The sequence below is a fragment of the Undibacterium sp. Rencai35W genome, from assembly GCF_049340185.1.
Taxonomy (GTDB): Bacteria; Pseudomonadota; Gammaproteobacteria; order Burkholderiales; family Burkholderiaceae_D; genus Undibacterium.
This window is the reverse complement of record NZ_JBMPPC010000007.1, coordinates 18,947-45,869: the sequence shown is the minus strand read 5'-3', so window position 1 is coordinate 45,869 and position 26,923 is coordinate 18,947. Positions and strand designations below refer to the sequence as shown.

Here is a 26,923-nt window from a genome sequence, read left to right as displayed (position 1 = left end):
GCGGTGGGTCGCCTGTTCTGGAAATTTTTCTTCTTCATCTGGCTGGCGCAATTAACGGCAATTGCCGGTATCGGCAGTACTCTGTCACTCAAGCATCAGCGTGAGCAGGAAGCGCATGCGGCGGCCGATTTGCTATACGCAAAAGAGCATCCGGCGATGGTATTGCCGCCTGATGTTTTGTCAGATGTCACACCGCCAGATACTACGCCTGCGGGAGAGCTACAAGCCCGGCCGGACCGACCGGAATTATTGCCTCGCCATATTTCCCCTCCAGACAGGAATAATCGTCTTGGAATCACGCATCCTGAGCCGCCCGAACACCTCGATCATCCGGGATTCCGGCACGACGACAGGTTAGGGGGCGATCATGGCATGCCGCCGCCCTCACCGCGCTGGCCGCGCGAGTTTGATGTATTTATTCCGATGGCGGCAGTATTGCTGGCAAGCCTCTTGTTTGCTGCTTTACTGGCCTGGTATATGTCGAAACCGATACGTCATTTGCGTACTGCATTTATTTCTTTGGCCGAGGGGAATTTACAGACCAGAGTCGGTGCCAGTATGGGCAGAAGGCAGGATGAACTGGCAGATCTGGGACGCGAATTTGACAGCATGGCAGAGCAACTCGCTCACCTGATGGAAAGTCAGCGCCGCCTCTTGCATGATGTCTCGCACGAGTTGCGTTCGCCACTGGCAAGGTTACAGGCCGCGATTGGTCTGGCGCGGCAACAGCCCGAGCGGGTCGATGCCTCGATGGACAGGATAGAGCGTGAAGGTGTACGCATGGACAAGCTGGTCGGTGAACTGCTGACTTTGTCGCGTATTGAAGCCGGTGTCATGGCGAGCATGGACAGTATTCAGGTGGATGAATTGCTGGCCGAGATTGTCGATAACGCAGGCTTCGAGGCGGAATCGCAGAGCAAGGAGCTGGTGTTTTCCGGTAGTGTAATGGGACAGGATGTATTGCTGCGAGGCCGTTATGAATTGCTGTACCGGGCTTTAGAAAATGTCGTGCGCAATGCCATCAAATATACCAGGGACAATGGCATTGTCCGTCTGGAAGCACAGCTGGAAGCGGCGCCTCTCTCAGTGACGCAATCAAGTGCAGCGGGCGCTAAGCAACTCAGAGTACGGATACTCGATGAAGGTAAAGGCGTGCCAGAGTCTGAGCTGCAAACCATCTTTGAGCCGTTTTTCCGAGGCGCGAATGCCAGTGCAAACAGCGCTGCCGGAGCGGGGCGAAATGCGGATGGTTACGGCCTGGGGCTGGCGATTGCGCAGCGCGTGATCTTTGCACATGGCGGCAGCATCATCGCGAGTAATCTGGCGCAAGCCGGTGGCGCGCCAGGTGGTTTATGCGTCGAAATTATCTTGCCGGTTCTGGCAAAATCGACGGCTCTGTGATGGTGAAATGCGTCGGTAAGAAGACGCATTTCTACCAGTATATTTACGCTGGATTTTCTGGCAATCTGCCGCCGGTAACGCGCTCAATACCACCCAGATCGATCCAGCTTTGTACCTCGATAAATCCGTGTTGCGTCAGTAACTCGCGTACTGCCGGTGCCTGATCATAGCCGTGTTCCATCAACAGCCAGCCTTGCGCGCTCAGGCGTTGTGCCGCACCTTGAATGATGATACGGTAGCCAGTTAAACCATCGGCCTGATCGGTGAGTGCGATGATGGGTTCGAAGCGCAAATCCCCCTGTTGCAGATGATGATCGTCTTTGACGATGTAGGGCGGATTACTGACGATGGTATCGAATTGCTCATCGCCTAATGCCGAGAACCAGTCGCTTGGTAGCAGGCGCATTTTGCTGTTCGGGACATTGCGGTCGGCATTCTGCTGTGCCACGGCGACTGCTGCCGTGCTGATGTCGGTTGCTGTGACCGTCAGATCAGGTCGCTGGTGCGCAATCGCAATGGCAATGGCACCAGATCCTGTCCCTATATCGAGCAGGCGACCCTGTTGTGGCGCGCGCTCAACGGCCAATTCGACCAATAATTCGGTTTCATGACGTGGTATCAGCACATCGCTGGTGACATGGAAAGGCAGGCCGAAAAATTCACGTTCACCAATCAGATACGCGATAGGTTCGCCGTCGTAACGGCGTGCCAGAAGTTGATCGAGTCTGGCGGCCTGTGCTGCGTCGAGGCGCTCTTCCGATTGCGTGATCAGCTGGATGCGGGTCAGTCCCAGCGCATGCATCATCAGGATGCGCGTATCAACCACATCGAGCGGACTGGCTGTCTGGCAGGCACCGATACTGATACCTTCATGGATCCAGTGTGTCATTAGCGGTGACGACCAAATAAACCGCGTTGCGTATTGTCTTTTTGCAGCAGGGCAAACAATAGCGCGATGGTGAAGACGCCAAACCATACCGCTGCCCAGCCAGGAATCGACAGACCGATAATCGGCGGGTAAGGTGTCTCGCACAAGCCGTCGGCTTTAAACATGATAGGCAGCCATTGCGCCGTAAATATCTTGTTTAAGACAGTTTCATAAGGATCGATGCCGCAAGTCAGTTCAGGATTGGCGAGTAGCCACAGATGCTTGCTTGCGATCCCCAGGCCGCTGAGTGAGGATAGCAAGGCCAGGCCGCTGCTGATGCGACGGGCTTGACCCTGCAAAGCAAGAGCGATCAGGCAACATATCGCAATGAAAATAAACGCATAACGCTGCATGACGCACAGCGGGCAGGGCGGCATGTTTTTTACAAGTTGCAGATACAGGGCAAAGCCGAGCAGGGCAATACAAATCGTGGCGACAGAGATTAGAATGGTTTTTGTGCGGGTCATGGCGAACTGAGGAAATAATTGAACTTGCCGTAGGATACCCTAAGCGGCAATTGGTTCTGTGACTAAACGTAGTATTTGTTCGCGAATAGCAAAATAGCGGCTTCATTGACTCTCAGATTCGTCCGCAGATACTGTCGATCTCGCCGCGCGAAGTGATAGCTGGCAGAGCGCTGCGAGTGATCACGATCAGAGTAGATGCCAATTTTTTATCGATATACTGGGTGAGGTATATGATATCAATCCTTTAATCCGCTTATGTAACGTGCGGAATACAGATATCAATACATATACTCCCCCTATTTATCATTTTAGTCATCACCTAATGCCGCTAGTAACTCGGCCTGATGTTCCGCAACCAGGGCGTTTGTCAATTCTGTCAGCTCGCCATCCATGATGAAGTCGAGTTTGTATAAAGTCAGGTTAATGCGGTGATCCGTCATGCGGCCTTGCGGGTAATTATAGGTACGGATGCGTTCGCTGCGGTCGCCTGAGCCGATCAGACTCTTGCGGGTCGCCGCTTCTTTTGCTTGCTTCTCGCGCATCTGACCATCCATGATACGGGTCGCCAAGACGCGCATTGCCTGTGCTTTATTTTGATGCTGACTGCGGCCATCCTGACATTCGACCACGATACCGGTCGGTAAATGCGTGAGACGCACGGCAGAATCCGTTTTATTAATATGCTGACCACCGGCACCTGATGCGCGGAAGGTATCGATGCGCAGGTCGGCGTTGTTGATGACCACGTCTGCGAGTTCATCTGCCTCTGGCATGACGGCTACCGTGCAGGCCGAGGTATGGATGCGGCCTTGCGTTTCGGTAGCGGGAACACGCTGGACGCGGTGACCGCCGGATTCGAATTTTAATTTGGAATAAGCGCCGAAACCGGCAATACGTACGATGACCTCTTTATACCCGCCAAGCTCTGATGGCGATTCGGACATCATTTCGATTTGCCAGCGATTACGCTCTGCGAAGCGGGTGTACATGCGTAGCAGATCACCTGCGAACAGCGCCGCTTCGTCACCGCCGGTACCAGCGCGAACTTCGAGCAAGATATTGCGCTCATCGTTCGGATCTTTCGGCAGCAGCATTTTTTGCAGGTCGACTTGCAATTCTTCCATGCGCTGTCTGGCGGCATTAATTTCTTCCTGCGCGAAATCCTTCATATCAGGATCGGCCATCATCTCCTGTGCAGAGTCGATATCGGCTTGCGCCTGCTGATAATTTTGATATAGCTCAACCAACGGTTCAAGTTCGGCATGTTCGCGCGTCAGCTTGCGATAGTTGTCCATGTCATTGGTGACGCCTTCCTGATTCAGGAGTTGGCCGACCTCGACCAGGCGTTCTGCCAATTGATCGAGTTTTGAAAGCATCGATGGTTTCATTGTCTTACCTAATTTAATCAATACGGGGGAATATCGGAGGATGTACGAGCAGATCGTCGCATCGAATAGAGTGCCGGGCGCGATGGCCTGGCGGCTGTCAGGCGTCGCTAACGCTTAGTGCGGAACAACTGTGGCAGCAGGGTTGCCAGACGAGCGCGTTCGTCGCCGCTGGCCTGATGCAGTGCCTGTTGCGGTCCATGCAAAAATTTAGCAGTCAGACCTTTGGAGAGTGCTTCGAGCACCGCTTCTACGTCATCGCCGCGTGCCAGCATTTTGCGCGCACGTTCGAGTTCCAGCAGGCGCATTGCCTCGCTGTTTTCATGCAGATCCTGAATCACAGGCACCACAATGCGCCCATCGACCCAGTGCATGAATGACTGTACGCGTGTTTCGATGATAGCTTCTGCCTGAGCGACAGCTGCCTGACGGTTTTCTATGCCAGTCTGTACCACATTGCCAAGATCATCGACGGTGTAGAGAAATACGTCATCAAGTGCGCCGACCTCTGTTTCGATATCGCGCGGTACTGCCAGATCGACCATGAAGATAGGGCGGTGGCGGCGCGCTTTAACAGCGCGTTCTACCATGCCCAGTCCAATAATAGGTAAGGTGGACGCAGTACAGGAAATGATGATGTCGAATTGCGATAAGCACTGAGGCAATTCAGCCAGGCGAATCGCTTTGCCGTTGAAGCGATGGGCAAGTGCTTCGCCGCGTTCGAGCGTACGGTTGGCTATCGTGATGCTTTTAGGATTCTGTGCGGCGAAGTGCGTCGCACATAGTTCGATCATTTCGCCCGCGCCGATAAACAGCACATGCTGCTCAGAAATGGTATCAAAAATACGTTGTGACAAGCGTACCGCGGCGGCGGCCATTGAGACGCTATGCGCACCGATTTCGGTGGTGCTGCGGACTTCTTTGGCGACGGCAAAGGTACGCTGAAATAATTGATGCAGATAAGTGCCTAGTCCGCCTGCGGCATCAGCCTGACGCACGGCATCTTTCATCTGACCTAAAATTTGTGGCTCGCCGAGAACCATCGAGTCCAAACCGGAGGCGACGCGAAACGCGTGACGCACAGCATTGTCCTGCGGTAGTGTGTACAGGTGATGGCGTAATTCTGAGTAAGGCAGTTTGTGGAAGTCCGCAAGAAAATGGGCGGTGGCATCAACAGGATTATCGACGTGGCTGGCCGCATACATTTCAGTGCGATTGCAGGTCGATAAAATAGCGGCCTCTACATTTGCATGAAAAGCATCATGCTGGCTTGCCTCACGACCAAACCAGGAGCGCGCAGCAACCACTGCCTGGCCGATCTGGTCAGGAGAGAACGCGACTTTTTCACGGAGTGAAAGCGGCGCAGTCGTATGGTTGAGGCCGACGGCTAGGAGTTGCATGGCGTAACGCAGCGTAAGATCAAGGTGGAAGTCTGCATTATAACGCGTCAGAGCAAAGATTTTCTGGCGTAGACGACCGCATTGCGCGAGATCAAACGCTAAATGCTGGCAATTTGATATGAAATGTCGTGCCTTCGTTGGGTGCACTGACAAAACTGATCTGACCATGATGGTGATCGATAACGGCTTTTACAAAGACCATCCCCAAGCCAACGCCATCGTTTTTGGGTTGCTCACCATGTTTGAAACGCTGAAAGCGCTGAAATAGTTTTGGCTGATCTACTCTGGCGATGCCGTAACCTTGATCTTTGATGGTGCAGATGACGCTTGCTTCGACTAATCCCGCTTCATATTCCAGGCTACAGGTAATGGTGGTATCGGAGGGGCTATATTTGATCCCGTTCGATAAAAGATTGGTCAATGCCCGTGTCATCAGAGCACGGTCGACACGAACCGGATAATCCCCTTCGGGGATCTGGGTGACGATCTTGATGTGCTTGCTTTTGGCGAGTGTCCACATCTCTTCGCTGGCATCGAGTAAGACATCCTGAAAATCCATATCTTCAAGATGATAATTCTGTGATTCGGCACGTGCTAGCTGGACAAAATTATCCGCCAGCCCGAGCGTGATGCGTGAGGCTTTCTCTATGCGCTTGAGAAATTCGTCTTGTGGCAGTGCCGTTGCAGGATCCTGTTGCAGCTCCAATAAGGCGAGGATAGACGCTTGCGGTGCCCGCATATCATGCGAAATAAAATGCAAAGTCTCATCGCGGCTGCGTTCGGCAGCGCGAATCGCCGTGATGTTAATCAGGCTGACAATCCAGCCAACGAGTTCTTTTTTACCCGAGTAGCAAGGGGCGCTCTTGATCAGTAAATCCCGTCCGCGCGGATCGACTACTTCGATCCCGCTGACCATGATGGTAGTTTTTTGCAAATCCAGTAAATTCCACCAGCTAAATGCGTCGCCAGGGAGTTGCTCCTGTAGCTGCGGAGGATTCATCTTGGCGAACAGATAAGGAACCAGAGCATCGTTGACTTGCGGCACGCCGATGCTGGCGAAATAGGTCTTGGCAATCTGGTTCGATAGCAGCACATTGCCGTCGGTAGTCGTGACCAGGGTTGCATCCGGCAGGCTGCTGAGACTGTCGCTGACAAACTGCCGCAGATCCCGTACCCGTCGTGCTGCGACTTGCATGGCATCGATGCGTTGTTCCAGCCTGTCTTGTACTGGACGCTTTTCTTCCTCGTCTGTGGCTTTTAATTCCGGTAGCAGATGGGGTTCGTTATCGAGCAAAATGAATTCTTCACCGAGATAACGTATTGCTGCCTCAAGGCGGCGCCAGCTCCAAAGCGGATAAGCAATCATCAACGAGACTAAGGCCGCAGCCGGAGGTAACCACAGGCCGCTTCGCATGGCCAGATAGCTAGCCGCCAGCACGCCGATAAATAAAAAGAAGGTCGTCAATAAGGCGAGTCGCGGTGACAAAAACAAATAGGCCAGCATCGCAAGAAGTACCGGGCACAAGCAATACAAACTGGCTTCCAGATTCGATGCCATCTGCACAGAACGGCCGTCGAGCAAGCTTGCCAGAATATTGGCATGGATCTCGATCCCGGCGATCATGCCCTCGTTGGCAGATACGGGCGTAGGGAAGGAATCCGCCATGCCGACCGCCGTCGGCCCGATCAGCACATATTTATTTTTAAAAAAATCGGCCGGCACCTCACCACGTAAAACTGCGACATAAGGAACCGATTTGAAGTGACCGCTGCTGCCATAAAAGGGAATATGCATCTGGTAATCACGCTGCCAGAGACCGTTGCCTGACTTAGTCGAATCGGCGCGGAGAGCTGCGGACAGACGTGCGCCGGGCAAATTGGCTTCAGTCCCGGGAGCAATCTTATGGGCGACGTCTTTCATTGCCAGAGCCATGTGCGGCCACATCTCGCCGTTCATGCCTTCCCTTAGAAATACGCTGCGGGCAACGCCGTCTTTATCCAATTCCAGGTGAATATGCGAGAGTTGCCGTGCAGCGCTGGCGAGCGCCGGAATAGGTTTGCCGACACTCAGACCTTTGCCTGCGTTTTCAGAAAACACCGGTAGTACCGTGAGATTGTTGGCGCTGAGTGCCGCAGCAAGTTGCTGGTCTCCGCTGGATGAGGCATCAAGACTCGATGGTTCTGCCTCTGGGAAAAAAACGTCGAGTCCTATCGCCAGAGGTTTGGCCGCAGAGAGTTGTTGTAGCAGCTCAGCATGTCTTGCTCTTGGCCATGGCCACTTGCCCAGTTCTGTCAGGCTGTAATCATCAATGCCGACAATGATGATGTCATCACGTGCCGGAACTGAATTGGCTTGCATGAAGCGATCGTACAGGCTCAAGTCAATCCGGTTCAGCGTCGCCATCCACGCCAGACCTGCCGTCAGTAACAACATCAGACAACTGATCATCAGCCATTCACGTAAGGCGATACGTTCTACCTTGATGTGTTCAGTATTCATCGGATGGTTGGCGTGCTAATCCTTAAAATCCTGGCTTGACAATGCCGCTGCCGGATTGAATCGGTTCTCCGCTACTGGTGGTCCAGCGGGTAAAAATGTTCAACTTTTGCGTGGCGGTGAAGGCACCGACATAACCATCCGCATCGGTAGCACGCACGCGAATGAAATACAGCCCCGAATCAGGGCGGGGAATGCGTAACTCTGCCTGATCCAGTTCTTTGGACAGATAGACATTGTTGAATGCGGCATCAAGGGCGATCTGAATCAGGAACTTCTGGCCTGGTTCGGATGGCCAATTGAATGACAATTGATTGCTGCCATCATCGGCCGGCGCGTTCATGGTCTGTGGCGGCATCAGGGTAAATGCTTGTACATCACTGTAAGGGCCTTGATCGGCTTTGTCATTGACTTGAGCAATCGTTGCGACACGCCAGTAATATTTGCCATTAGCGATCTTGTCGGCGCTGAACTGTACTTCTTTGATCTCGGTTTGATCGAGAACGATTTGTTTAAATGAGGCGTCGCTGCTGACTTGCAAATGGTAGGCCTTGGCGTCGGCAGACTCGGTCCAGACAAAATCAACTTTTTCTGCGCGTAATTTGGCTTTCGGTTGCACGTTGAATGGGGGTTCTGGACGTGCTTTTAACGTGAACGCCTGTGTCAGCGGTAAACCTTCCAGACCGAGTGTATCGATTGCACTGGCGCGTACGAAGTAATTACCGTCAGGCAGACCATCAAATTTAAAACGGTTCTCTGCTGAACGTGCTTCCATCACGATATTTTGTGCTTGTGCATCGTTGGCTATTTGCAGGTGATAACTCGCCGCTTCTTTTGTCTTATCCAGAGTAAAGACGATAGTCGGGCGATCCTGTAACTGATAGCCGCTGACTAGACTTGGTGGTGGTAATAAATCAACGGGTTTGCCTACGCCTTCCTGACTGACCACATTACCTTTACCCGCTGGCAGTACCAGCGTATTGGGTTTTTTTGTATTGCCGACGGCGACGCCACCTGACAAGACCTCGTTGGCAATGCCATTGTCGTTGAGGCCAACCCGGAAATGCGTACCGCGCACACCTGCCACTGCGAGCGGGGATCTGACCTCGAAGCGGCCTTTATTCGATTCCAGCGGCGTGACTGTGGATTCGACCCGTCCTTGCAATAACGCGATCTCAGTACGCGGACTTTGCGTATATTTGGTCATACGCAATTTGCTCAGTGTGACTTGGCTATTCGACGGGATGGAGATACGTGAATCGTCCGGTAGCACGAGCGTCAGGAAGCCATTTTTACCAGTGGTGATTTGAGTGCCTTCTTTGTACACGTTGCCAAGTGAAACCGGGCTTTCCGTACCGTTCGATGTCGTTGCTATGGAGCTGCCTGCCAGCGCTAAGACTTTGGCTTCGCTGGGGTCTTCCGGCAGTAACTCAAATGGAATCAAAATCAATGACCCTACCGGAATAGTGCGGTCATTCGAGATATGATTGACTTTGCCGAGTATCGACCAGTTTTGTGTTTTTTCTGTAAAGCGTTTCGCGATGGAAGACAGCGTGTCACCCTCGGACGCGAAATAAGTCATATTGGGCGGTGTACTGAGAACGGAGCCTGGTTCACCTTTGTTCGTGGCAGATCTAGCTGCATTAGCGGGGAGGGGGGCGACGACAGAACTGACCATCAGGGATAACAGCAAAGTGCGCGTCAGCGGCAGGCGTGAAAGGGTCAGCATGAAAAACTCCGGAAGGGACAGCTGCCAGACTCGCACGACTAAGCCGCTAGGTGAGTCTGGCAGGATATTACTCGGCTGTTACCTGTTCGAGGCGATAGCCATAACTATAGACGGGCGCGAGCCGGTAGCCATTTTCAGGCCGTAATTCCAGCTTGCTGCGGACGCGGGAAATATGCGTATCCATTGTGCGCGAAGGGATGTCAATGTCGCGCGACCAGACGGCTTCGAGGATATAGGCACGTGATAAAGGACGTCCGAGATTACGGAACAGCAGCAGCGCGAGATCGAATTCTTTTTGTGTCATTTCGACGGGGACATCATTGATGCTGACACGACCCGCGCGCGTTTCAAACTTGTAGATGCCGAATTGCAGATGTTCTGAAACCGTTTGCGATGGGTAGGCACGGCGCAAGAGCGCCTGCACGCGTGCTACCAGTTCACTGCGTCGTACTGGTTTGATCATGTAGTCATCCGCACCAGCGGCCAGGCCTGCAACGATATCATCTTCGCCAGAACGACTGGTCATGAATAGTACGGGCAGGTTAGGAGACAGTTTTTCTCTGACCCAGTGCAGAATTTCTGTGCCGCTTAAATCCGGTACTTGCCAGTCGAGAATCAGCATATCGTAGCTATCACGACGCAAATTATGCAGCATCTCCTTGCCGCTGAGGAATGGATGGCAAGTATGACCAGCCGCAGTCAAGATGGTGCATACCAGCTCAAGCAGATTATTGTCATCGTCCAGTACAGCAATTCTCATAAGTGCACGCAGATTGGGGTTGAGCAATCGTAGAGTAGTAAAGATACAGCATTGTACCTAACACAAGAATGATTTTAGGCAAGCTAGAAAGAATGAGCAAAAAAAATAGGCATTTCCTTCATTTTGATGCTATTTTGGCACATAAAAACGACTAAATATTTCTATATAGAAATTATTATCTTAAATATCTATCAAGCTATCGCAAACGTTTGCTGTGATCGGTATATCCGTGTGAATGATAAATGGACAAGTACCCGACAAGTACCGTACAAAGGCTGTGCAAATACCTTACAAGGATTGAACTAAGTTTGGATCTGGACTTGGTCAACAGACGATTTATCAGTGACTCACTTAGTTGCGTCAGATTACACCAGAGCGATTAGCATTATCTGCCGCTCTGGTGTGGTTACATTAACTACGTAGCTCTACATCAGGTAAGACCACGTTGACATCCAGAACTTCCAGATTACCCTGGCGATCCAGTGACACCTTGATATCGTCTGCGTTGACTTTGGTGTATTTGGAAATCACTGCGATCAGCTCTTCTCGTAAAGCAGGTAAAAAATCATATCCTTCACGACTTGTACGCTCACGCGCAATGATGATTTGCAGACGCTCTTTGGCGGTATTGGCGCTCTTAGGTTTGTTGTTGAATAAAAAAGATAGCAAGGCCATATTACTTACCTCCAAAAATCCGTTGCAGCAGACCTGGTTTTTCGTAATTGATAAAACGCAGGGGCACTTCTTGACCGAGAAAACGTGAAATCACATCTTCGTATGCATCCGACACATCGCTTCCCTTCATATGGATGGCCGGATTACCTTGATTTGATGCATGCAGCACCGCTTCTGATTCTGGAATCACACCGATCAGAGGAATGCGCAAAATTTCCTGCACGTCCGTGTAGGACAGCATCTCACCAGCCTCAACACGTTTTGGTGAGTAGCGGGTGATCAATAGATGTTCTTTCACGGGCTCGCCGCCTTCCTGCGCGCGTTTTGACTTCGCTTGAATGATGCCCAGAATACGGTCGGAGTCACGTACGGAAGACACCTCTGGGTTAGTCACGACGATCGCCTCATCAGCGAATGTCAGCGCCATGACCGCACCGCGTTCAATGCCAGCAGGCGAGTCGCAGATGATGTATTCAAAATCCATTTTGGCGAGATCCGTTAAGACACGCTCAACGCCTTCTTCTGTCAGCGCGTCCTTGTCGCGGGTTTGCGAGGCGGGCAGGATAAACAAATTATCGCAATGCTTGTCCTTGATCAGTGCCTGATTCAGACTTGCTTCGCCGCTGATGACATTCACTAAATCATAGACGACACGCCGTTCGCAGCCCATGATCAAATCCAGATTACGTAGACCCACGTCAAAATCGAGTACGGCGGTTTTGTGTCCCCGCATGGCCAGACCAGACGCAAAGCTGGCACTGGAAGTCGTTTTTCCTACGCCGCCCTTACCGGATGTCACAACGATGATTCTTGCCACAAAGAACTCCTTTAATTTTTGAGCAATCAAACTACTGATAGCGGTGATGGAATAATGTTAAATAATTAACCAGCTGATTTTACGGATGATACTTCAATACTGTCACCAATCAGCTTGATTTGTACGGGATGGTTAGGCAGCAGTGCCGGAAAGCCATCATCAAACGTGCGGTAGATCCCTGCAATAGAGACCAATTCAGCCTCCATTGACAGTGCAAAAATACGCGCATCGGTATTGCCCGTAGCACCAGCCAGAGCCCGCCCGCGCAAGGGTGCGTAGATATGAATGCTGCCATCAGCAATGACCTCGGCGCCATTATTGACCGATGCGGTAATGATCAGATCTGCCCCGCGCGCGTAAATACGCTGCCCCGCACGCACCGGTGTGTCGATCACCATTGCCGGTGTATTGCTGTGGATAATTTGTGGTGCTGTCGCGGGAACCGGTTTCTCAGCGACGATTTCCACTGCAGTCGCTGTCGTAACCGGAGTCGGGCTGGTGAGTTCTGGACGTGGCTTGCTGACCACGTCGATACTCAGGCCGTGGCTGCGTATTGTGCTGTAATCGCTTTCCTGCGCATTGCGTACGGCGACCGGATTGAGTCCAAACGATTTAAATAAATTGATCAGTGCTGGCCAGTCTAGTTTTTCTGAGGCGATATTTTCTACATCGATGACGGCAAACTCGTCGTCAAAAAAATCTGGCGTACCCGCTGTCATTTGCTTCAAAGCGGCTTCCAGCGTAGCGATGGGCGCGGCATGCAAAATAATCGCAACGGCGACAACGGTAGAAATTTTTATTTCAACAGGCTTGTGCGTCAGGCTATTTTGCATAGTAAATAATCAGTAAGGTGGCAATGCGACGGTCTGAACAGGCGAAAGAATAACGGCTATTGTAAAAGACTTATCCCGGTCGTTGTGGTCTAAGTCTCGCTAAAACTGCAAAAAAAATAAGCGAAATCCGCTTGCAATCCGATTAAAAAATAGGCTGGCAATTGCCTTTGCCGGAGAATTTTTTTCAAAAACCTATGCAAATTATCGAGCCGATCTGTCGTTTTTGTCGTCGCGACGAGAGCCTTAGTCAGCGTTTAAAGCCAAGGTCAGTTCTGCCACGCGCGCTTTAAGAGCCATATTCTCGGCATGCAGTTCGGCTATTTTTTGTTGCAGGACTGCGATGTCGGCCGGATCCGCAAGAGCCGCTGAGGCGCTAGGATTACTATCCATACTTTGCACCTGAGCATCGTCTTGTGAAGTGCTATGTTCCGGAGCTTCATTTTTTATTAATTTGACAGGCCGGCTTGCTGCTTTGATCTCGCGCGCAAGTCTGGCGGCCTGTTGTAACTCTTTACGGCCGCCTGCGACGGCGTCGGCTTGTTGCGCCTCCGGTAAGGAGGCAATAGCCGCGGCGGCGCTAATAGAGATGGTTCCAGCGCGGACCGCATTGACTAATGCGGAGCTTGCCGCCTTCTGAATTTTCTCAATTTGCGTGATGGCATTGCTGCTGATTCCGGCGGATTTGGCGATGTCTTCGCGCGTATTTTTTATCTTTGGCTCCGGGGTTTCATCGGGCGTTGGTGCCGTATTGTCGCTCGCTGGCTTATTGCGTGCGGCGACAATTTCTTTTTTGCGTAATGCCAGCATGCCACGCTGAAAATCCGTGACGCTGCGGCGTCCGATATGGTTGTCGATCAGCCAGAGAATGACATCTTCCATACTATCGAGTGAAGTGTTTTGTATTGTTTTATAAGGCAAATTATGTTGCTGACAAATTGCATAACGGTTATGGCCGTCGATTAGCGTATCACCCCATAAGATCAGGGCATCACGACAGCCCTCGCGCAAAATACTACGTTCCAGTGCCTCATATTCATGGGTTGTCAGCGGATCAATATAGGCTTTAATTTCTTTGTTAATTTGTATGGTCATGGGTGATGCTGGTTAAATATTTTCTGAAAGGTTGTGCACTGACTTAAGACCGCCATTCATAGCAGTCATCTATGATTGTCATGCTGACGGATGGTGATCAATCTGTAGGAAGATGTTGCATTATTCCTGTTTGTGTTCGGTTCGGATAGACTTATCTGGTGCGGACATCTTGCGGCACGATGTTAAAAAGTCTTGCAGGCGCGCAGATAGTATTTTATGTCTGTGATGAATCAGATAAAAATTTCTTTCAAGTTTAGGAAGTGTGGTTTTTACCTCGACTATTTTACGCATGCTCAATAAGTCCGCAACAACGCGGCGTGATAAGCAAGCGATGCCCAGTCCCTCGGCTGCGGCGTATTTAATTGCCTCCGAATTGCCGAATTCGCCGATACAATTCAGATGATGTAGGTGTGGTAACAGCGCTTGCTCCACTGTCTCACGCGTTCCCGAACCCGGCTCTCTCAGCAGCCATTGGGCACTGCGTAAATTCTTGAGAGGCACTTTTGCTTCAACACCGCCATTCAGGATGGGATGTTCTGGCGCACAGACAATAATGAGTTCATCGCTGATCCAGCGCTCTGCATAAAGCTCTTCCTGATGGCAGGGACCTTCTATCAAACCGAGATCCAGATCGAAATTCGCGACGGCATGCGCAATGTCTGCCGTGTTGGCAATCGTCACATTCGGATAGCTCATCGAGTCGGAGTGTGTTTTAGCGAGAATGGCGGGCAACACGTAAATGCCCACAGTAGTGCTTGCACCTAGCCGCAATCCTGCACCGGATTGCGCGAAGCCCGGGCTAAATTGCTGCTCAATCACGCGTGCAGCATCAAGCAGTTGATTTGCCTGAGGCTGGAGCAAACGACCATTGTCATTGAGCTGGAGACGCTTGCCGATGCGGTCAAACAGACTGATCTCCAATCCATGCTCAAGTTCATTTAACGCGGCACTGGTAGCAGATTGCGACAGATTAACCTCATCAGCGGCAGCCGATGTGCTGCCAGTCTGGGCGATGGCCAGAAAAATCTGTAGTTGCCTTAAGGTCAGACGCATTTAGATGTAGGTTGATCGTAGATAATTTACCTATTTTACATCTTGATTATAGATAAATGAATTGTTTTATCTATTAATTGAAGTGGCATACACTGCGCGCTATCTTGATCTGTTTGATCACTCAAAAATTATGCTGTACCAATCAGAAGCTCACTATGTCTTCCATATTTCACTCTGCTAGCACAACAATATCGATGCGTATCGCTAATTGCTTACATCGACATCAATTGTCTGCAGCGCTTGTTCGGCCATATCTTCCCGGACTATTGCTAGTCGCAATGATTAGCGCTGTTGTAGTATCGCTAGGCCGATTCTCCTGGTTGACTGAACATGGTCTTGGCGTGTTGAGCCTGGCAATTTTTGCAGGTATCGCCACTGGTAACACGACCGCCATTGCTGGTGCGCCTCAATCCGCACAAGGTATTCGCTTTTCAAAGCATCATTTGCTACGTCTGGGGATCGTGTTGTATGGATTTCGCTTAAATTTCCAGGACCTGGCAGACGTCGGTATCAGTGGTTTTTTGATAGATTCGCTGGTTCTGAGCACTACTTTTGGCCTGAGTATTTTTCTTGGAATGAAGTTGCTGGGGTTGGATAAAAATACAGCAATCTTAATTGGTGCCGGGAGTTCTATTTGTGGCGCGGCAGCGATCATGGCAACAGAGAATGTCGTCAGCGCTAAACCGGAAGAGGTCAGTGTAGCAATCTCTACCGTCGTGATGTTTGGCATGATGGCAACCTTGCTCTATCCCCTTTTATACCATTGGAATCTGTCTTTGCACCTAGTCTCTGTTAGGGCAGAATTTTTTGGTGTTTTTGTTGGCTCGACAGTTCATGATGTCGCACAAGTTGTCGCCGTTGCTCACGCAGCAGGTGAGAAGGCTGAACATGCAGCCATTGTTGTGAAGATGGGGCGAGTTATGATGCTGGCGCCGTTTCTGTTTTTATTATCACTGACTTTGTCAAAAAAGAGAGTGCCGTCTGATCAATCGGTAATGACTCATCAGAAACCGGTGCAGATCATCAGTGTTCCTTGGTTTGCATTTGTTTTTGTGTTGATGGTTGCAATCAATTCGATTCTGACAATACCTAAGCATTGGCTTAATGTGATTCAGCAGGTGGATATGTGTTTATTGGCGATGGCAATGGTTGCCTTAGGTTTGAGCACGAATCTCAGTATGATACGCAAGGCCGGCAGCAAACCATTATTGCTGGGCGGGGCACTCTTTGTGTGGTTGATGGCCGGAGGCATGATGATCAATCAGGTGGTGAGCTATCTGTTTTGATCATCATGAATGTAAAACTATTTGCACCGCAACTAATTTGCTAAGTAACTAAGTGTCCAAGCAGGCGTATTTTTAAGCAGTTCTATTAAGCGAATCTGGTCAGATTATCGGATCACCGCACCAGCTTTCATCACCCATTTAACCCGTTCTAACTCAGTCACATCTTTTAAAGGATTTCCATCTACTGCGATCATGTCGGCAAATTTTCCGACATCAATCGAGCCTACCTGATCTTCCCAGCCAAGTAGCTTTGATGCGTTAATGGTCGCTGATCTGATCGCCTGAATGGGCGTCATGCCGATTTGCACATACACAGCAAACTCTCTCGCATTCAGGCCGTGTGGATACACGCCAGCATCGGTACCAAACGCAATCGGTACGCCTAGACTTACTGCACGAGCGACGTGCTTGCGGGCATCTGGCAGGACGATTTTGGCTTTTTCTAGCAAAGCTTTAGGTAATTTGATTTCTTCCGCATGCTGGATGAGCCAGTCGCCCAGATACAAGGTCGGCACTAGCCAGGTCTTATGTTCCTTCATCAGCTTGCTACCTTCGTCATCGATGTAGGAGCCATGTTCAATTGAATCCACGCCAGCCAGTACGGCAAGTCTGATACCGTCGCCACCGTGGGCATGTGCTGCCACTTTTTTACCTAATCGATGAGCCTCGCTGACGATAGTTTTCATCTCTTCCAGCGTATATTGCGATGCTTTGGGATCGTCTCCAAATGAAAGTACGCCGCCGGTTGCACAAATCTTGATTACACTGGCGCCATACTTGATGATCTCGCGGGTTTTTTGCGTGACGGCCGCGACACCATCCGCAGTGCCGCCAGATGTCAGGCGATATTCCGGCGCGTGCATCGTATCGTCGCAATGACCTCCCGTAATTCCCATGCCAGGACCAGACGCCATCATCCTCGGGCCAGGGATGTCCCCCGCATTGATCGCGTCACGCAAGCCAACATCCGAGTAAGCCTCGGCATAAACATCGCGAACCGTAGTAAATCCTGCATTCAGGGTGAGCCGGGCATTGCGTGCGCCGATCAAGGTCTGTCTGGGTACGGACAGTGCAATACTAGAGTAGCCGCTGTTCTCGGGATCTGCCGTCAGATGCGTATGCATATCGATCAGGCCGGGTAATAGTGTTTTATCTCCCAAGTCAATGATTTGTGCTGTTTCAGGAATTTGTACCTTGTTACCAGCGGCGATAATTTTATCGCCACGTATCAGTACGATGGCCTGGTCAATGAAAGTGCCGTCGTTGACATTTAACATGTGCGCCGCTTTCACCGCGATCAGAGGTTGGGGAGTCTCACCGGATATACCGATGGCCGATACGGTCATCAGCGAGACGCCAAGAATAAATTGTTGAGCCACATGGAATACAACAGCGAAAGACGACAAACGTACACTCATATAGTTTCTCCAAAAGGATGTTCGGCGCTGAATTAGCGAGGTAGTGGAACGACAATCACAGTTAAAACAGAAGCTGCAAACGCATCGTGAACATGTCAGCGTGTTTGCCATAAACAGAGCCCTTCAAATATGCAGCCTGATAAGCAAATTTAGTCGAGGACATCAGTTCAAATGACCCAAATAAAGCAGGCCCGATACGATGCGACTGCTGATCACGCGACGCCCAATGATCCCAGTCGCCGAGTTCACCAAATCCCTGTAAACCAATATGGAAGGACGGTATCCAACGGTATTTGACCTGCCACTGATATTTCATTTGCGTCGCATTAGCTTGTCCGTTGCCATAAGATTCTTCCGACGCAAAGCTACGCTCAAAAAAGACATTACCGTTCAAGCGCACCTTGCCCATATCCGTTTGCAACGCAGGGCCAAATTCAAACGTATACCCATCGGCAGTATCATGCGGACGAATAAAGTTAGTGTGCAAAGCGAGGTCGACCGGATACTGTCCCTGCGTCAACTGATAATCGTTCTGCCAGTTCCAGGTACTAAGTTTAAGATCTGATTTCGACGTCCCGATAGCGCTCGCATATAGCTCGGTGTACCAACGCGCAGTAACGCCATACCCAAACCCCAGCTCGGGCCAGATTGTCTCCGCACCGTTAGCACGACTGACCGCCCAATACCGGTAATCAAGCGATTTCTCATCCTTGTTGTCATACACTGTCACCACATAATAACCAGGATCAGCCCATACGTTCAGGCTGACAGCCAAAAGAAAAAAGAGCAAAACGAAACGCTTTGTCATGAGATTTTCCAGGTGATTTTGCTGCGGAGGACGTGTGCTGGCTAGGTGCCTAGTATGCATCTAGCTTGTGAAAATAGAAAGTGGGGCGTGATGTGACAGATTTGTTTGTTGGGACGGGGATGCAAAAAAAAGCCGTTTAACAAATTTCTTTGTTAAACGGCTTCAATACTTGGTGGCCCGGGACGGAATTGCACCACAGGCAAAGAGATTTTCAACATTCGTGTCTATTTCGGTGTCATATTTTCTTGCGGTTTAGGTGTTAGGTGTTCAATGACGCCTCACGACTGATGACAATCGCAGTGCCAGTTGCTTTTGCCAGATACTGCGCACGCTTCGCGGCTCTTTGCATGGCGACCTGAGAAAGGCGCAAATCGCGGTCCTTGGCTTGTGCTATGGGTTGCTTGTTTATACTTGCTCGTTCCAGTCCATGAGGACCGGTACGGAACCGGCATTGTCATAAAAAGCTCAAGCGTCCACGATAGGCGCATAGAGTTGTTCAAAATTATTCTTGCCAGCAACAAAGCGGCGTCGTATCACGTCTTCGGAGATGTGATGACCACCTTGTTTTACTCGTTGTGCGACACGGGCCATGGCTTCTTCGGTGCTCACTAATTGCAGAAAAATGAGTTTGACGCGATAGCCTGCTTTTTGCCATTCGCCCTCCCACTACGCAATTTAATCCTGCGACAAGTACCGGTATTACTTGGCTATTTCCATATCCCACATCTGCGAAATTTGCGTATTCTTTGGTAATTGGATGCTGTACATGAATTTCAAAATATCTATCTGACAGCGACACAATTTTTATGTCTGAGGCAATTTCCGCGGATTTTAACCATTTCACTACATCTTGTCGAATCCCTTTGTTTTTACTTCCACGTCGCATAGAATCCATCGCAAGCATCGATAATGCATGCTCACCATTGGGTAGCTACTTAGACGCAAATCATCGCTTAAGTTCTCGTTTAATTTCATCGATAGCTCCTATTAAAGGAGAGAAAAATAATCGGATGTCATCTGCAACGATGTTTTTGATGCCCGATCTTTTAGGGCGAGCTAATTCGACTTTTACTGCCTTAACAGCCCCAATAAATGGAGCGAAATAAAGTCGTAAGTCTTGCAAGGCAATTAATTTGATATGCTTAAAGATGGCGTACATTTTGTGTCCTTAACAAACCTTATTCATTCGTTGATCCCGATGGTAGAAGTCCGAAATCTACAGAAAAAACGATTGAATTATTTATCAAAATTAAAAACACATGGAATAAAGCTCAAATTATTGAGGCAGAAGCGAAAGCGGCTCATTTAAGCAAATCAGCAGCAGAAGGGCTTGCTAGCAAAACTCCGATAAAAAAGGGACCATCTGCAAAAAGTTTCTTCGAAGGAACGGTGGAAAAGGGAAAGGATGTTGATCACAAACTTGATAAGCAACTTGGTAGCGGAAACGAGCTTAGCAATTTAGGTCCTTTAGACTCTTCAGTGAACAGAAGTTTTGGCTCTCAAATAGGTAACCAATTAAGAAACGCTCCATATGGGACTATCGTTACAGCGGTAACACTTCTCTACGCGGAAACAGCGTCAGCCGCATCAAACATTACAATCACCGATGTTGCTGAATTTGCCGTAGACATATCTCCAATAGGTGATATTAAAACAGCGATTGATATTTTTATAGATACTTTGCACGAAGCTAAAGTTCCTGCTAAAGCTCCATACGAAAATAGACCGCCACCGGGAAAATTTCGTCAGGTTCCGATAATAGGGATGTAAAAATCAAATAAACATAGAGGTGTAAAAGATATGTATGAAAATTTTCAAAAACAATTTAAAAAAGATCAACCAAATAAAAATTCTTTAGAAAAGAATTCCCTATCGATTGAGTTTGCTGATATTGATGGGCTGTCTGAGTTGTTTAATTTATTTGAGGGCGCTTCCTTCAATTCTGGACTTTATAGAATATTGAAAATAGATGAAATATCAATATGAAAAGACAAAATTGCTGAGATATTTCCCTATTATGCAGGTCAATTTATCCCCTTCGCGTTTGATTGGCTAAATAGGTTTTATTGCATTGATCGGAGCCGTTTGGAAAAATCGCAAAATCTTTTAGTTTTGTTTAGCCATTTAACTGACGAGGTAATAAATATACCGAATAATTTAATTGAATTTCATGACGAAGTAATAATAAACACCCAAGAGGAAATATTTAATTTAGATCTCTTTGAGGCATTTTTACATAGTGTTAAGATAGTTCGGTTGGAGACGAGCCAATGTGTGGAGATGAGAACTCCTTTATTTCTTAATGGTGAATTCTCAACCGAAAACATGAAACTTCAGAACACCGTTATTGAATGGGATCTCAATAGTCAGTTGTTAAAACAGTTGCGATTAGTTCAAGACGATACTCAAATAGATGCGGTTACTGTAATCCGCTAACAATGCCAAGAACGCCATTAAAAGCGACGCCCCAGCCAAAGACACGACGCTCTCTAAGCAAAGCCGCGGTCCTCACCATCGCCCTCCTACTCAGCAGTGGTGTCATCAATGTGATCGCAGGGCACAATACCGCCCAAGCCCAGACCAACACCGGCAGTAAGCTGGGAACACCGTCGAATCCCGGTACCTCCATCACACCGGCACTCACACCAGCCATCACACCCGGCGTCATTGACAACAACCCCACACCGTCCGTTGTCCAAGGCTTACCAAAACTCAGTATCCAGCGCACACCCAAACCCCTGATCGCCGGACAAGGCTACACCATGCTATGGAGCACAGACGCCGGCAGTGTGCAATGGACCTGCGTCTCCTCCGGAACAGGCTATGCCGACACTGGACAGCTCATTGGCAATGGCGGCACGATTAATGGCGTCGCCAATCCGCAATGGATCAATTACCCGTCTGTCTGTACCTACACCGCCAGCAATGACAATGGCGATACCGTCGTCACAGAAAATCTTCAAACTATCGCTGGAGGAACCCCTCCCGCGCTCAGCCTCAGCTGCAATACCGGCACCACCAGCACCGCCCCCACACCGGCCAGCCAAAGCTGCATCCTCAGTAATACAGGACAAACCACCGCCAGCAGCGTGACCTACAACAGCCTTCCCGGCATCACCCTATCCGGTCAACCCAGCACCTGTGCTGGCAGCAGCAACAACTGCGGCACCATCGCCCTCACCAGCAACACCGCCGCAGGCAGCTACACCGGCACGCTCACCGCCACCCCCAGTCCCGCAGGCACCGCCGCCACAGCAGCCGTCAGCATGACAGTTAGCGCAGCCGCCACAGCCCCAGCACTGAGTCTCAGCAACTGCAGCAGCATCACCCCGACTACCAGTCCGGCCGCTGCCAGCACCAGCTGCACCTTAAGCAACACAGGACAAACCGCCATCACCAGCATCAGCTACAGCACTATTGCCAATTCCAGCATCACCGGTCCCACCAACTGTGGCCCCAACAGTACCTGCGGCACTGTCAAAGTCACCACCGCCACGAGCGCAGGCTCTTATACTGGTACGCTGACCGCGACCCCCATTCCTGCAGGCACTGCCAGCAGCACCGGCATCAACCTCACGGTCAACCCAGTCGCCGCCGCTCTCAGCGCCGTCATCAGTCCTAGTCCGCTCAACCTCACATTAGCCACAGCCGGCACCGCCAGTGGGCAACTCACCGCCACCCCCAATGGCGGCACCGCCCCCTACTCCTACACTTGGAGCAAAACCGCAGGCACTCGCAGCACGATCAATAACGCCAGCATCAGCAACCCTACCGTCAGCGCCAGTCTGGTTGCCAATGACAACTTCACCGAAACCTGGCTCGTCACCGTCAAAGACAACCTCAACGCCAGTACCACTGCCAGTGCCAACATCAACTTCAAAGTCACCGCCGCCAGCGCCCCCAGCCTCAGCTTCAGCAACTGCCTCAATACCAACAACCCGGTTACAGCCCCCGCCAACGCCAGCATCACCTGCACCTTAAGTAACACAGGACAAACCACCGCCACTGGCATCAGCTACAGTAGCATCAGCGGCGCCCAAGTCGTCGGCGCCAGCACCTGCAACGCCAACAGCAGTTGCGGCAGCGTCACCATCACCACCACAGGAACCACAGCCGGCACCTACAGCGGCAGCCTAACTGCCACCCCAACCCCAGCAGGGACGGTTGCCAGTACCAGCATCAGTCTTGTCGTCAATGTCGCAAGTAGCACCAAAGTCATCACCTACATCCACACCGATGGTCTAGGCAGTCCGGTCGCTAAAACCAACGCAAGCGGAACAAGAATCAGCCAGACCAAATACGAAGCCTATGGCATGACGGTAGCAGGGAGTGATACACCGACGATAGGATTTACCGGGCATGTGAATGACGCTGACACCGGTTTGACGTATATGCAGCAGCGGTATTATGATCCTGTGGCGGCTCGGTTCCTGAGTGAAGATCCAGTGCTGACTGATGCGAATACTGGAGCAAGTTTCAATCGATATACTTATGCGAATAATAATCCGTATAAGTATGTTGACCCTGATGGACGGAATGCCTTAGTTCTAGTCCGACTGGAATATACAGCAGTCGTTTATGTTGCAACGAGACTTGGTGCTGGTGCATTGGGAGGTTGGATTGGACGGAAAATATATGATGCGATTCATAAAGATCCTGTGCAGTCTAGTGGCCCTAAAGTCCCAACAAATATTCAACCCAATACAAATCCTCCTCAAGCGCCGGTAATTCCGGGTGATTGGGAAAGTCGACCTGGCTCAAAAGGCGGAGAAATTTTTTATCCACCAGGAACCGATCCCGCAAATGGTGAAAATATTCGCGTAATGCCACCTGGGCATAGTCCTGTCCCTGGGTTGGAAGATGGATATTGGGTTTGGACGGGGCCAAATGGACAACCTCTTGACCCAAAAACTGGCAAGCCAGGTGGAAAAGGTAGTACGCACGTGCCATTGCCACCAAATTCGGTTCCTCCAGCAAGGCCTCAAAAACCAACGGAACCTCCGAAACCACCAGATCCCACCACAGAATAAATGTGGAAATTTTTATCGTAACTTAAAGGAGATTTGATCGATGTATGAGTTGCCGGAGAATTTTGATGAAAATCAATTGGTTGGATATTATTTAGGTGAGGTTGGCATAGGCGCGTTTACGACAAACTTAAGGTTTGCAAAGCCTCAAACAACGGCTGGAAGTTCTTCAACTATTAATATCTGTATTAAAGGTAATGCAACTTATTTTTGCGGAGAACGTTTAGGTAAGTGTGAGGCTGAAAATCCCCGTTCAATGACAGCTCTAGTTGATTTGCTGATGGCTGATATAGATTCGGTACAAAGGGTAAAAAAAGCATCGCTTAAAATACTTTTTAAACATGGTGAGTATATTTTATTTGATGGAGATTCGTCGCCAGATTACGAGTCATATTTAATTCAAATTTCCGGTGGGGAAATTATCGTAGTTTAGAAGCCAAGCCCGTAAGGCGTAAGGGATTGGTAAGGTGCAATGGGCTTTATCTATTGCACCACTCCAGCCATTGAGTTACTCGGCACAAAGACTGGGGTCAAGTCTTGAAGTGCCATATTTTAAGAACGAACACACCAAGTAAACCGCCTGTCACAAGGCCGTAAGGCGTAAGCTTTTGTAAGGCCGTAAGGCGTAATACGTAAGACCGTAAGGCGTAATACGTAGGGCGCGAATAGCGAAGCGTATTCCGCCGAATGGAATGGTTCAGAAGCAGCAAAAACGACCAGCAGCAAAGCCCTCAAACCGCCTGTCACACTGTTTGCAATCCGCGCAAACAAACTGAACAGGCGCACGGTGCAAACACTGCGCCAGGCTCGCGCTAACCGTGCTTGATGTTCGCGGCTTCGACGATCAGCAGAGCCTAAACGGAGTAACGAAAGTGCGCTCCTTCGTCGCTTACACCCGCACGGTGTCGGCAGTCAGAAAACAGCAACGCAAGAGCACAGCCCCTCCGGGGTAAATGGCGATAAAGCCACCATTTAACATAACGCGGCATTATACAAAATTGCCCCAGTCGTTACGCTGCGCTGCACTTGGTGAGTCAACTTCGCATAATGAGGCGTTATGTCTTACGCCCCTCCACGTCTGCCAAGCTATATCGGTGCGCTTCGATGCGCAAGGCATTAGTCAGGGTTACGGCACGCGCTCCTACGTCGCTTGCTGCTGCGCTACGCCAGTAGTCAGTTGAAGAAAAAAAGCGCATGGCCGCAACAAAAAACCATTGCAGCCAAGCTTAAAAACAAAGTCACTGCGCTCGCGTAAACACCAGCACAAAACCACGTCAAACAAAAAACAGAATGGGGTCACGGTGCGTGCTCCTAAGGTCGCATGCCGCCGCGCTTCGCCGTTAGCTGGTGCGCTATCGAGGCAAGGGTCAGTTCTAACCTTCATACATTTGTTTGAATTTGAGCCCTAGATACACAAGACTTGAGTTAAAAAACCACACTCGTTAAACAAATTCAGATGTAAATCGGACAGTGTTTGACGAGTGTGAAATCCTGAATTATTCTGCAATCTCATCAAGTACTGCTTAGCTGGTGGCAGGGAAGTATCAAAAACTAGCAGTATCTTCGCGAGGTAACTCGCTTCGTTCATAGGGAGCTTCGGTTCTCTACAGGAGTCCTCAGGGACTTAAATCATCAGTTGCAGACACCCATTGCTGCAGCGGGCTAAAAGCTTGGGAAAACCCAAGTTGCGCCTACGTAGAACACAAGCGCAACCGACACTAGACAAGCAAAAAATCGCGGGTCGAATGTCATCACAGCCTCACGGCAAATCAGAACAGCGTTCAAGCAATTGAGCGCTGATTCAACATCACAACTTCAGCCGCAGTAAAAGAAGTAACGCAAAAACGTTCAACGTATTTGCACATCAAAGATGCCAAGCAACATCGGCATCCATAGTCACATCCTAACGTGATGTGGTCACCAAAATCGACATGCTCCAAGCATGTTGGTTGTGGTGGCCACGAGCGTAGGATGCCGACCATCCACAGCGCGCGGGGTTCTCCGTACATCTTTACTTCAGAACGCGGAGCGCCACTATCGACAGATGGCTTTCGGAAAACGTTGGCGCGTTTAGAGAAGAAAGCTGGTTTCGAATTGCGTATCCATCCTCATATGCTGCGCCACGGTTGCGGATTTAAGTTGGCCAACGACGGGGTCGATACGCGAGTGATTCAAGATTACCTTGGCCACAAAAACATCCAGCATACCGTGGCATACACCAAGCTCTCCATGGATCGGTTCGATGGTTTATGGAAGGGCTAAGCTAGTTGGTCTTATTTTTTTATTCTTCTTTTTTTAAATAAAAAAAACCTCCCCTAACCCCAGCTAGCCGCTGGGGTTATAGGGAGGTTCCTGAATTTTTAACTTAGCTGCTAAGGAAAAACCATGCAACTAACTATGCGCCTGGCGTCGCGCGATTCGTCTTGCAATAGGCCTGCCAGTGTTTGCCGTTGGCGCTGCAAGACGTGAATGGCTTTGGTTTGCTCGCGGCTTGGGGCAATACCCAATTAGGGATTCACTTAGCGCGCTTAGTGGACATGGAATACCCGTGGATAAATACTTCTCTGACGGGAAGCCCTCTCCTAAATGGGAAGGTAATATTATGGCGGAGGCGGACGGTGTAGTTGACGAAAGAAACGTAAATGACGTCATAACATATGGACGCCCTTACCTAACTCCAATCAATAGCGGTGCAGCTGGATCCGCGTCGCAAGACTCGGATCCAACACTAGTCCTCAAGGCTGTATGGCAAAGGGTGGAGATTGTTGGCACTAAACTAAGAAAGTCGTCAAAATGTCGTCAATAGTTTTATGAGAAGGTTCGCATTGTGCGAAAGATTGAAAATACGGGAGGATATAGTGCCAAAGTTGAATTTAAATATTCGCTCAGTGATATTTTTGTTTGCACTATTTAGTGCAATAGCAGTAGTGCCAGATTTCGCTTTAGCTAAGACGCCTTCTAAGGGGCGAATTCAGTTTCTGGTTAATGAGATGACTACAACTCCAGAGCGGCAACAAATTGCTCTCGATGAAATAGCGGGCTATGACGATGAGGCTGTGATCTACTTATTTTCCTATTTTTCGGATGAGCGACTGATAGCCGCCAAGGAAGTGAAGTTTTTGAATACGAGTCCAGGTGCTATTGAAAAATATTTTTTGACTACTGCTACAAAGGTACGTGAAGTTGCAATTCAATATTTTTGTTGGCGTACAGCGCGGTGCACTCCCAGTTTAATGGTGGATAATTTGGAAAAGATTCAACGTCAATTTGAGATTGACTTTAAAACGTGTAAGCCATCTGATGGCAAGCATTCTTTGTCATGTCGCGATAGAGCTAGGAAGCCCTGA

The 26,923-nt window shown here is 49.9% G+C and carries 25 protein-coding genes; 8 read left to right on the top strand and 17 right to left on the bottom strand.

Going from position 1 to position 26,923, the window contains the following annotated elements:
* Positions 1-3: 3 nt before the first annotated feature.
* Entirely contained in the window at positions 4-1,401 is a 1,398-nt protein-coding gene (locus ACO0K3_RS15320) for an ATP-binding protein (protein WP_422986051.1), read from the top strand.
* A 43-nt stretch (positions 1,402-1,444) separates the two neighbouring features.
* Here ACO0K3_RS15320 and prmC read toward each other — a convergent pair whose 3' ends face one another.
* From prmC to ACO0K3_RS15260, 12 genes are all read right to left on the bottom strand, one after another.
* Positions 1,445-2,290 (bottom strand): peptide chain release factor N(5)-glutamine methyltransferase, encoded by an 846-nt coding sequence (gene prmC / locus ACO0K3_RS15315; protein ID WP_422986049.1) that lies wholly within the window; start codon positions 2,288-2,290, stop codon positions 1,445-1,447.
* Positions 2,290-2,796 carry a disulfide bond formation protein B gene (locus tag ACO0K3_RS15310; RefSeq protein WP_422986047.1) on the bottom strand — a complete coding sequence of 169 codons (507 nt, stop codon included), beginning with the start codon at positions 2,794-2,796 and terminating at the stop codon, positions 2,290-2,292. Before ACO0K3_RS15310 ends, prmC begins: the two co-directional genes overlap by 1 nt.
* Before the next feature lie 308 nt (positions 2,797-3,104).
* On the bottom strand, positions 3,105-4,184 hold the full coding sequence (prfA, locus tag ACO0K3_RS15305; protein WP_422957295.1) for a peptide chain release factor 1: 1,080 nt from the start codon (positions 4,182-4,184) through the stop codon (positions 3,105-3,107).
* A 107-nt stretch (positions 4,185-4,291) separates the two neighbouring features.
* Positions 4,292-5,581: a glutamyl-tRNA reductase gene (hemA, locus tag ACO0K3_RS15300; protein ID WP_422986045.1), complete on the bottom strand. Its 1,290-nt coding sequence runs from the start codon at positions 5,579-5,581 to the stop codon at positions 4,292-4,294.
* Between the two features lie 91 nt (positions 5,582-5,672).
* Positions 5,673-8,081 carry a CHASE2 domain-containing protein gene (locus ACO0K3_RS15295; protein WP_422986043.1) on the bottom strand — a complete coding sequence of 803 codons (2,409 nt, stop codon included), beginning with the start codon at positions 8,079-8,081 and terminating at the stop codon, positions 5,673-5,675.
* Between the two features lie 22 nt (positions 8,082-8,103).
* Positions 8,104-9,807, bottom strand: a complete 1,704-nt coding sequence (locus ACO0K3_RS15290; RefSeq protein ID WP_422986041.1) for a FecR domain-containing protein — start codon at positions 9,805-9,807, stop codon at positions 8,104-8,106.
* A 67-nt stretch (positions 9,808-9,874) separates the two neighbouring features.
* A complete protein-coding gene (locus ACO0K3_RS15285; RefSeq protein WP_262838145.1) occupies positions 9,875-10,567 on the bottom strand; it encodes a response regulator transcription factor in 693 nt (230 codons plus the stop codon).
* A 411-nt stretch (positions 10,568-10,978) separates the two neighbouring features.
* On the bottom strand, positions 10,979-11,242 hold the full coding sequence (minE, locus tag ACO0K3_RS15280; RefSeq protein WP_422957290.1) for a cell division topological specificity factor MinE: 264 nt from the start codon (positions 11,240-11,242) through the stop codon (positions 10,979-10,981).
* A 1-nt stretch (position 11,243) separates the two neighbouring features.
* On the bottom strand, positions 11,244-12,059 hold the full coding sequence (gene minD, locus ACO0K3_RS15275; protein WP_422957289.1) for a septum site-determining protein MinD: 816 nt from the start codon (positions 12,057-12,059) through the stop codon (positions 11,244-11,246).
* A gap of 65 nt (positions 12,060-12,124) precedes the next feature.
* Positions 12,125-12,892, bottom strand: coding sequence for a septum site-determining protein MinC (gene minC / locus ACO0K3_RS15270; protein ID WP_422986038.1), 768 nt, complete (start codon positions 12,890-12,892; stop codon positions 12,125-12,127).
* A 243-nt stretch (positions 12,893-13,135) separates the two neighbouring features.
* On the bottom strand, positions 13,136-13,984 hold the full coding sequence (locus ACO0K3_RS15265) for a hypothetical protein (protein ID WP_422986036.1): 849 nt from the start codon (positions 13,982-13,984) through the stop codon (positions 13,136-13,138).
* A gap of 120 nt (positions 13,985-14,104) precedes the next feature.
* Positions 14,105-15,037 (bottom strand): LysR family transcriptional regulator, encoded by a 933-nt coding sequence (locus ACO0K3_RS15260; RefSeq protein WP_422986034.1) that lies wholly within the window; start codon positions 15,035-15,037, stop codon positions 14,105-14,107.
* Between the two features lie 155 nt (positions 15,038-15,192).
* Between ACO0K3_RS15260 and ACO0K3_RS15255 the strand changes: the two genes are divergently transcribed.
* Positions 15,193-16,323, top strand: coding sequence for a YeiH family protein (locus tag ACO0K3_RS15255; protein ID WP_422986032.1), 1,131 nt, complete (start codon positions 15,193-15,195; stop codon positions 16,321-16,323).
* A gap of 104 nt (positions 16,324-16,427) precedes the next feature.
* On the opposite strand, the gene ACO0K3_RS15250 is transcribed toward ACO0K3_RS15255, so the two are convergent.
* The 4 genes from ACO0K3_RS15250 to ACO0K3_RS15235 form a co-directional block, all read right to left on the bottom strand.
* A complete protein-coding gene (locus ACO0K3_RS15250; protein WP_422986030.1) occupies positions 16,428-17,741 on the bottom strand; it encodes an amidohydrolase family protein in 1,314 nt (437 codons plus the stop codon).
* Between the two features lie 61 nt (positions 17,742-17,802).
* The gene (locus ACO0K3_RS15245; RefSeq protein ID WP_422986028.1) at positions 17,803-18,549 is read right to left on the bottom strand and encodes a hypothetical protein; all 747 of its coding nucleotides are present in this window, start codon (positions 18,547-18,549) and stop codon (positions 17,803-17,805) included.
* A 465-nt stretch (positions 18,550-19,014) separates the two neighbouring features.
* On the bottom strand, positions 19,015-19,140 hold the full coding sequence (locus tag ACO0K3_RS15240) for a hypothetical protein (RefSeq protein ID WP_422986026.1): 126 nt from the start codon (positions 19,138-19,140) through the stop codon (positions 19,015-19,017).
* Between the two features lie 355 nt (positions 19,141-19,495).
* Positions 19,496-19,708 carry a hypothetical protein gene (locus tag ACO0K3_RS15235; protein ID WP_422986024.1) on the bottom strand — a complete coding sequence of 71 codons (213 nt, stop codon included), beginning with the start codon at positions 19,706-19,708 and terminating at the stop codon, positions 19,496-19,498.
* Between the two features lie 230 nt (positions 19,709-19,938).
* Here ACO0K3_RS15235 and ACO0K3_RS15230 point away from each other — a divergent pair, with 230 nt between their 5' ends.
* The 4 genes from ACO0K3_RS15230 to ACO0K3_RS15215 all read left to right on the top strand — a co-directional run bounded on the left by ACO0K3_RS15230 (position 19,939) and on the right by ACO0K3_RS15215 (position 24,009).
* Positions 19,939-20,319 carry a hypothetical protein gene (locus ACO0K3_RS15230; protein ID WP_422986022.1) on the top strand — a complete coding sequence of 127 codons (381 nt, stop codon included), beginning with the start codon at positions 19,939-19,941 and terminating at the stop codon, positions 20,317-20,319.
* A gap of 315 nt (positions 20,320-20,634) precedes the next feature.
* The gene (locus tag ACO0K3_RS15225) at positions 20,635-20,985 is read left to right on the top strand and encodes a hypothetical protein (RefSeq protein ID WP_422986020.1); all 351 of its coding nucleotides are present in this window, start codon (positions 20,635-20,637) and stop codon (positions 20,983-20,985) included.
* A 2-nt stretch (positions 20,986-20,987) separates the two neighbouring features.
* Positions 20,988-23,579 (top strand): RHS repeat-associated core domain-containing protein, encoded by a 2,592-nt coding sequence (locus ACO0K3_RS15220; RefSeq protein WP_422986018.1) that lies wholly within the window; start codon positions 20,988-20,990, stop codon positions 23,577-23,579.
* Positions 23,580-23,619: 40 nt separating this feature from the next.
* Entirely contained in the window at positions 23,620-24,009 is a 390-nt protein-coding gene (locus tag ACO0K3_RS15215; RefSeq protein ID WP_422986016.1) for a hypothetical protein, read from the top strand.
* Between the two features lie 622 nt (positions 24,010-24,631).
* On the opposite strand, the gene ACO0K3_RS15210 is transcribed toward ACO0K3_RS15215, so the two are convergent.
* A complete protein-coding gene (locus ACO0K3_RS15210) occupies positions 24,632-24,772 on the bottom strand; it encodes a hypothetical protein (RefSeq protein WP_422986014.1) in 141 nt (46 codons plus the stop codon).
* Positions 24,773-25,547: 775 nt separating this feature from the next.
* On the opposite strand from ACO0K3_RS15210, the gene ACO0K3_RS15205 reads away from it, so the two are divergent.
* Positions 25,548-25,838 (top strand): tyrosine-type recombinase/integrase, encoded by a 291-nt coding sequence (locus ACO0K3_RS15205; RefSeq protein ID WP_422986012.1) that lies wholly within the window; start codon positions 25,548-25,550, stop codon positions 25,836-25,838.
* A 596-nt stretch (positions 25,839-26,434) separates the two neighbouring features.
* Positions 26,435-26,923 carry a hypothetical protein gene (locus ACO0K3_RS15200; protein ID WP_422986010.1) on the top strand — a complete coding sequence of 163 codons (489 nt, stop codon included), beginning with the start codon at positions 26,435-26,437 and terminating at the stop codon, positions 26,921-26,923.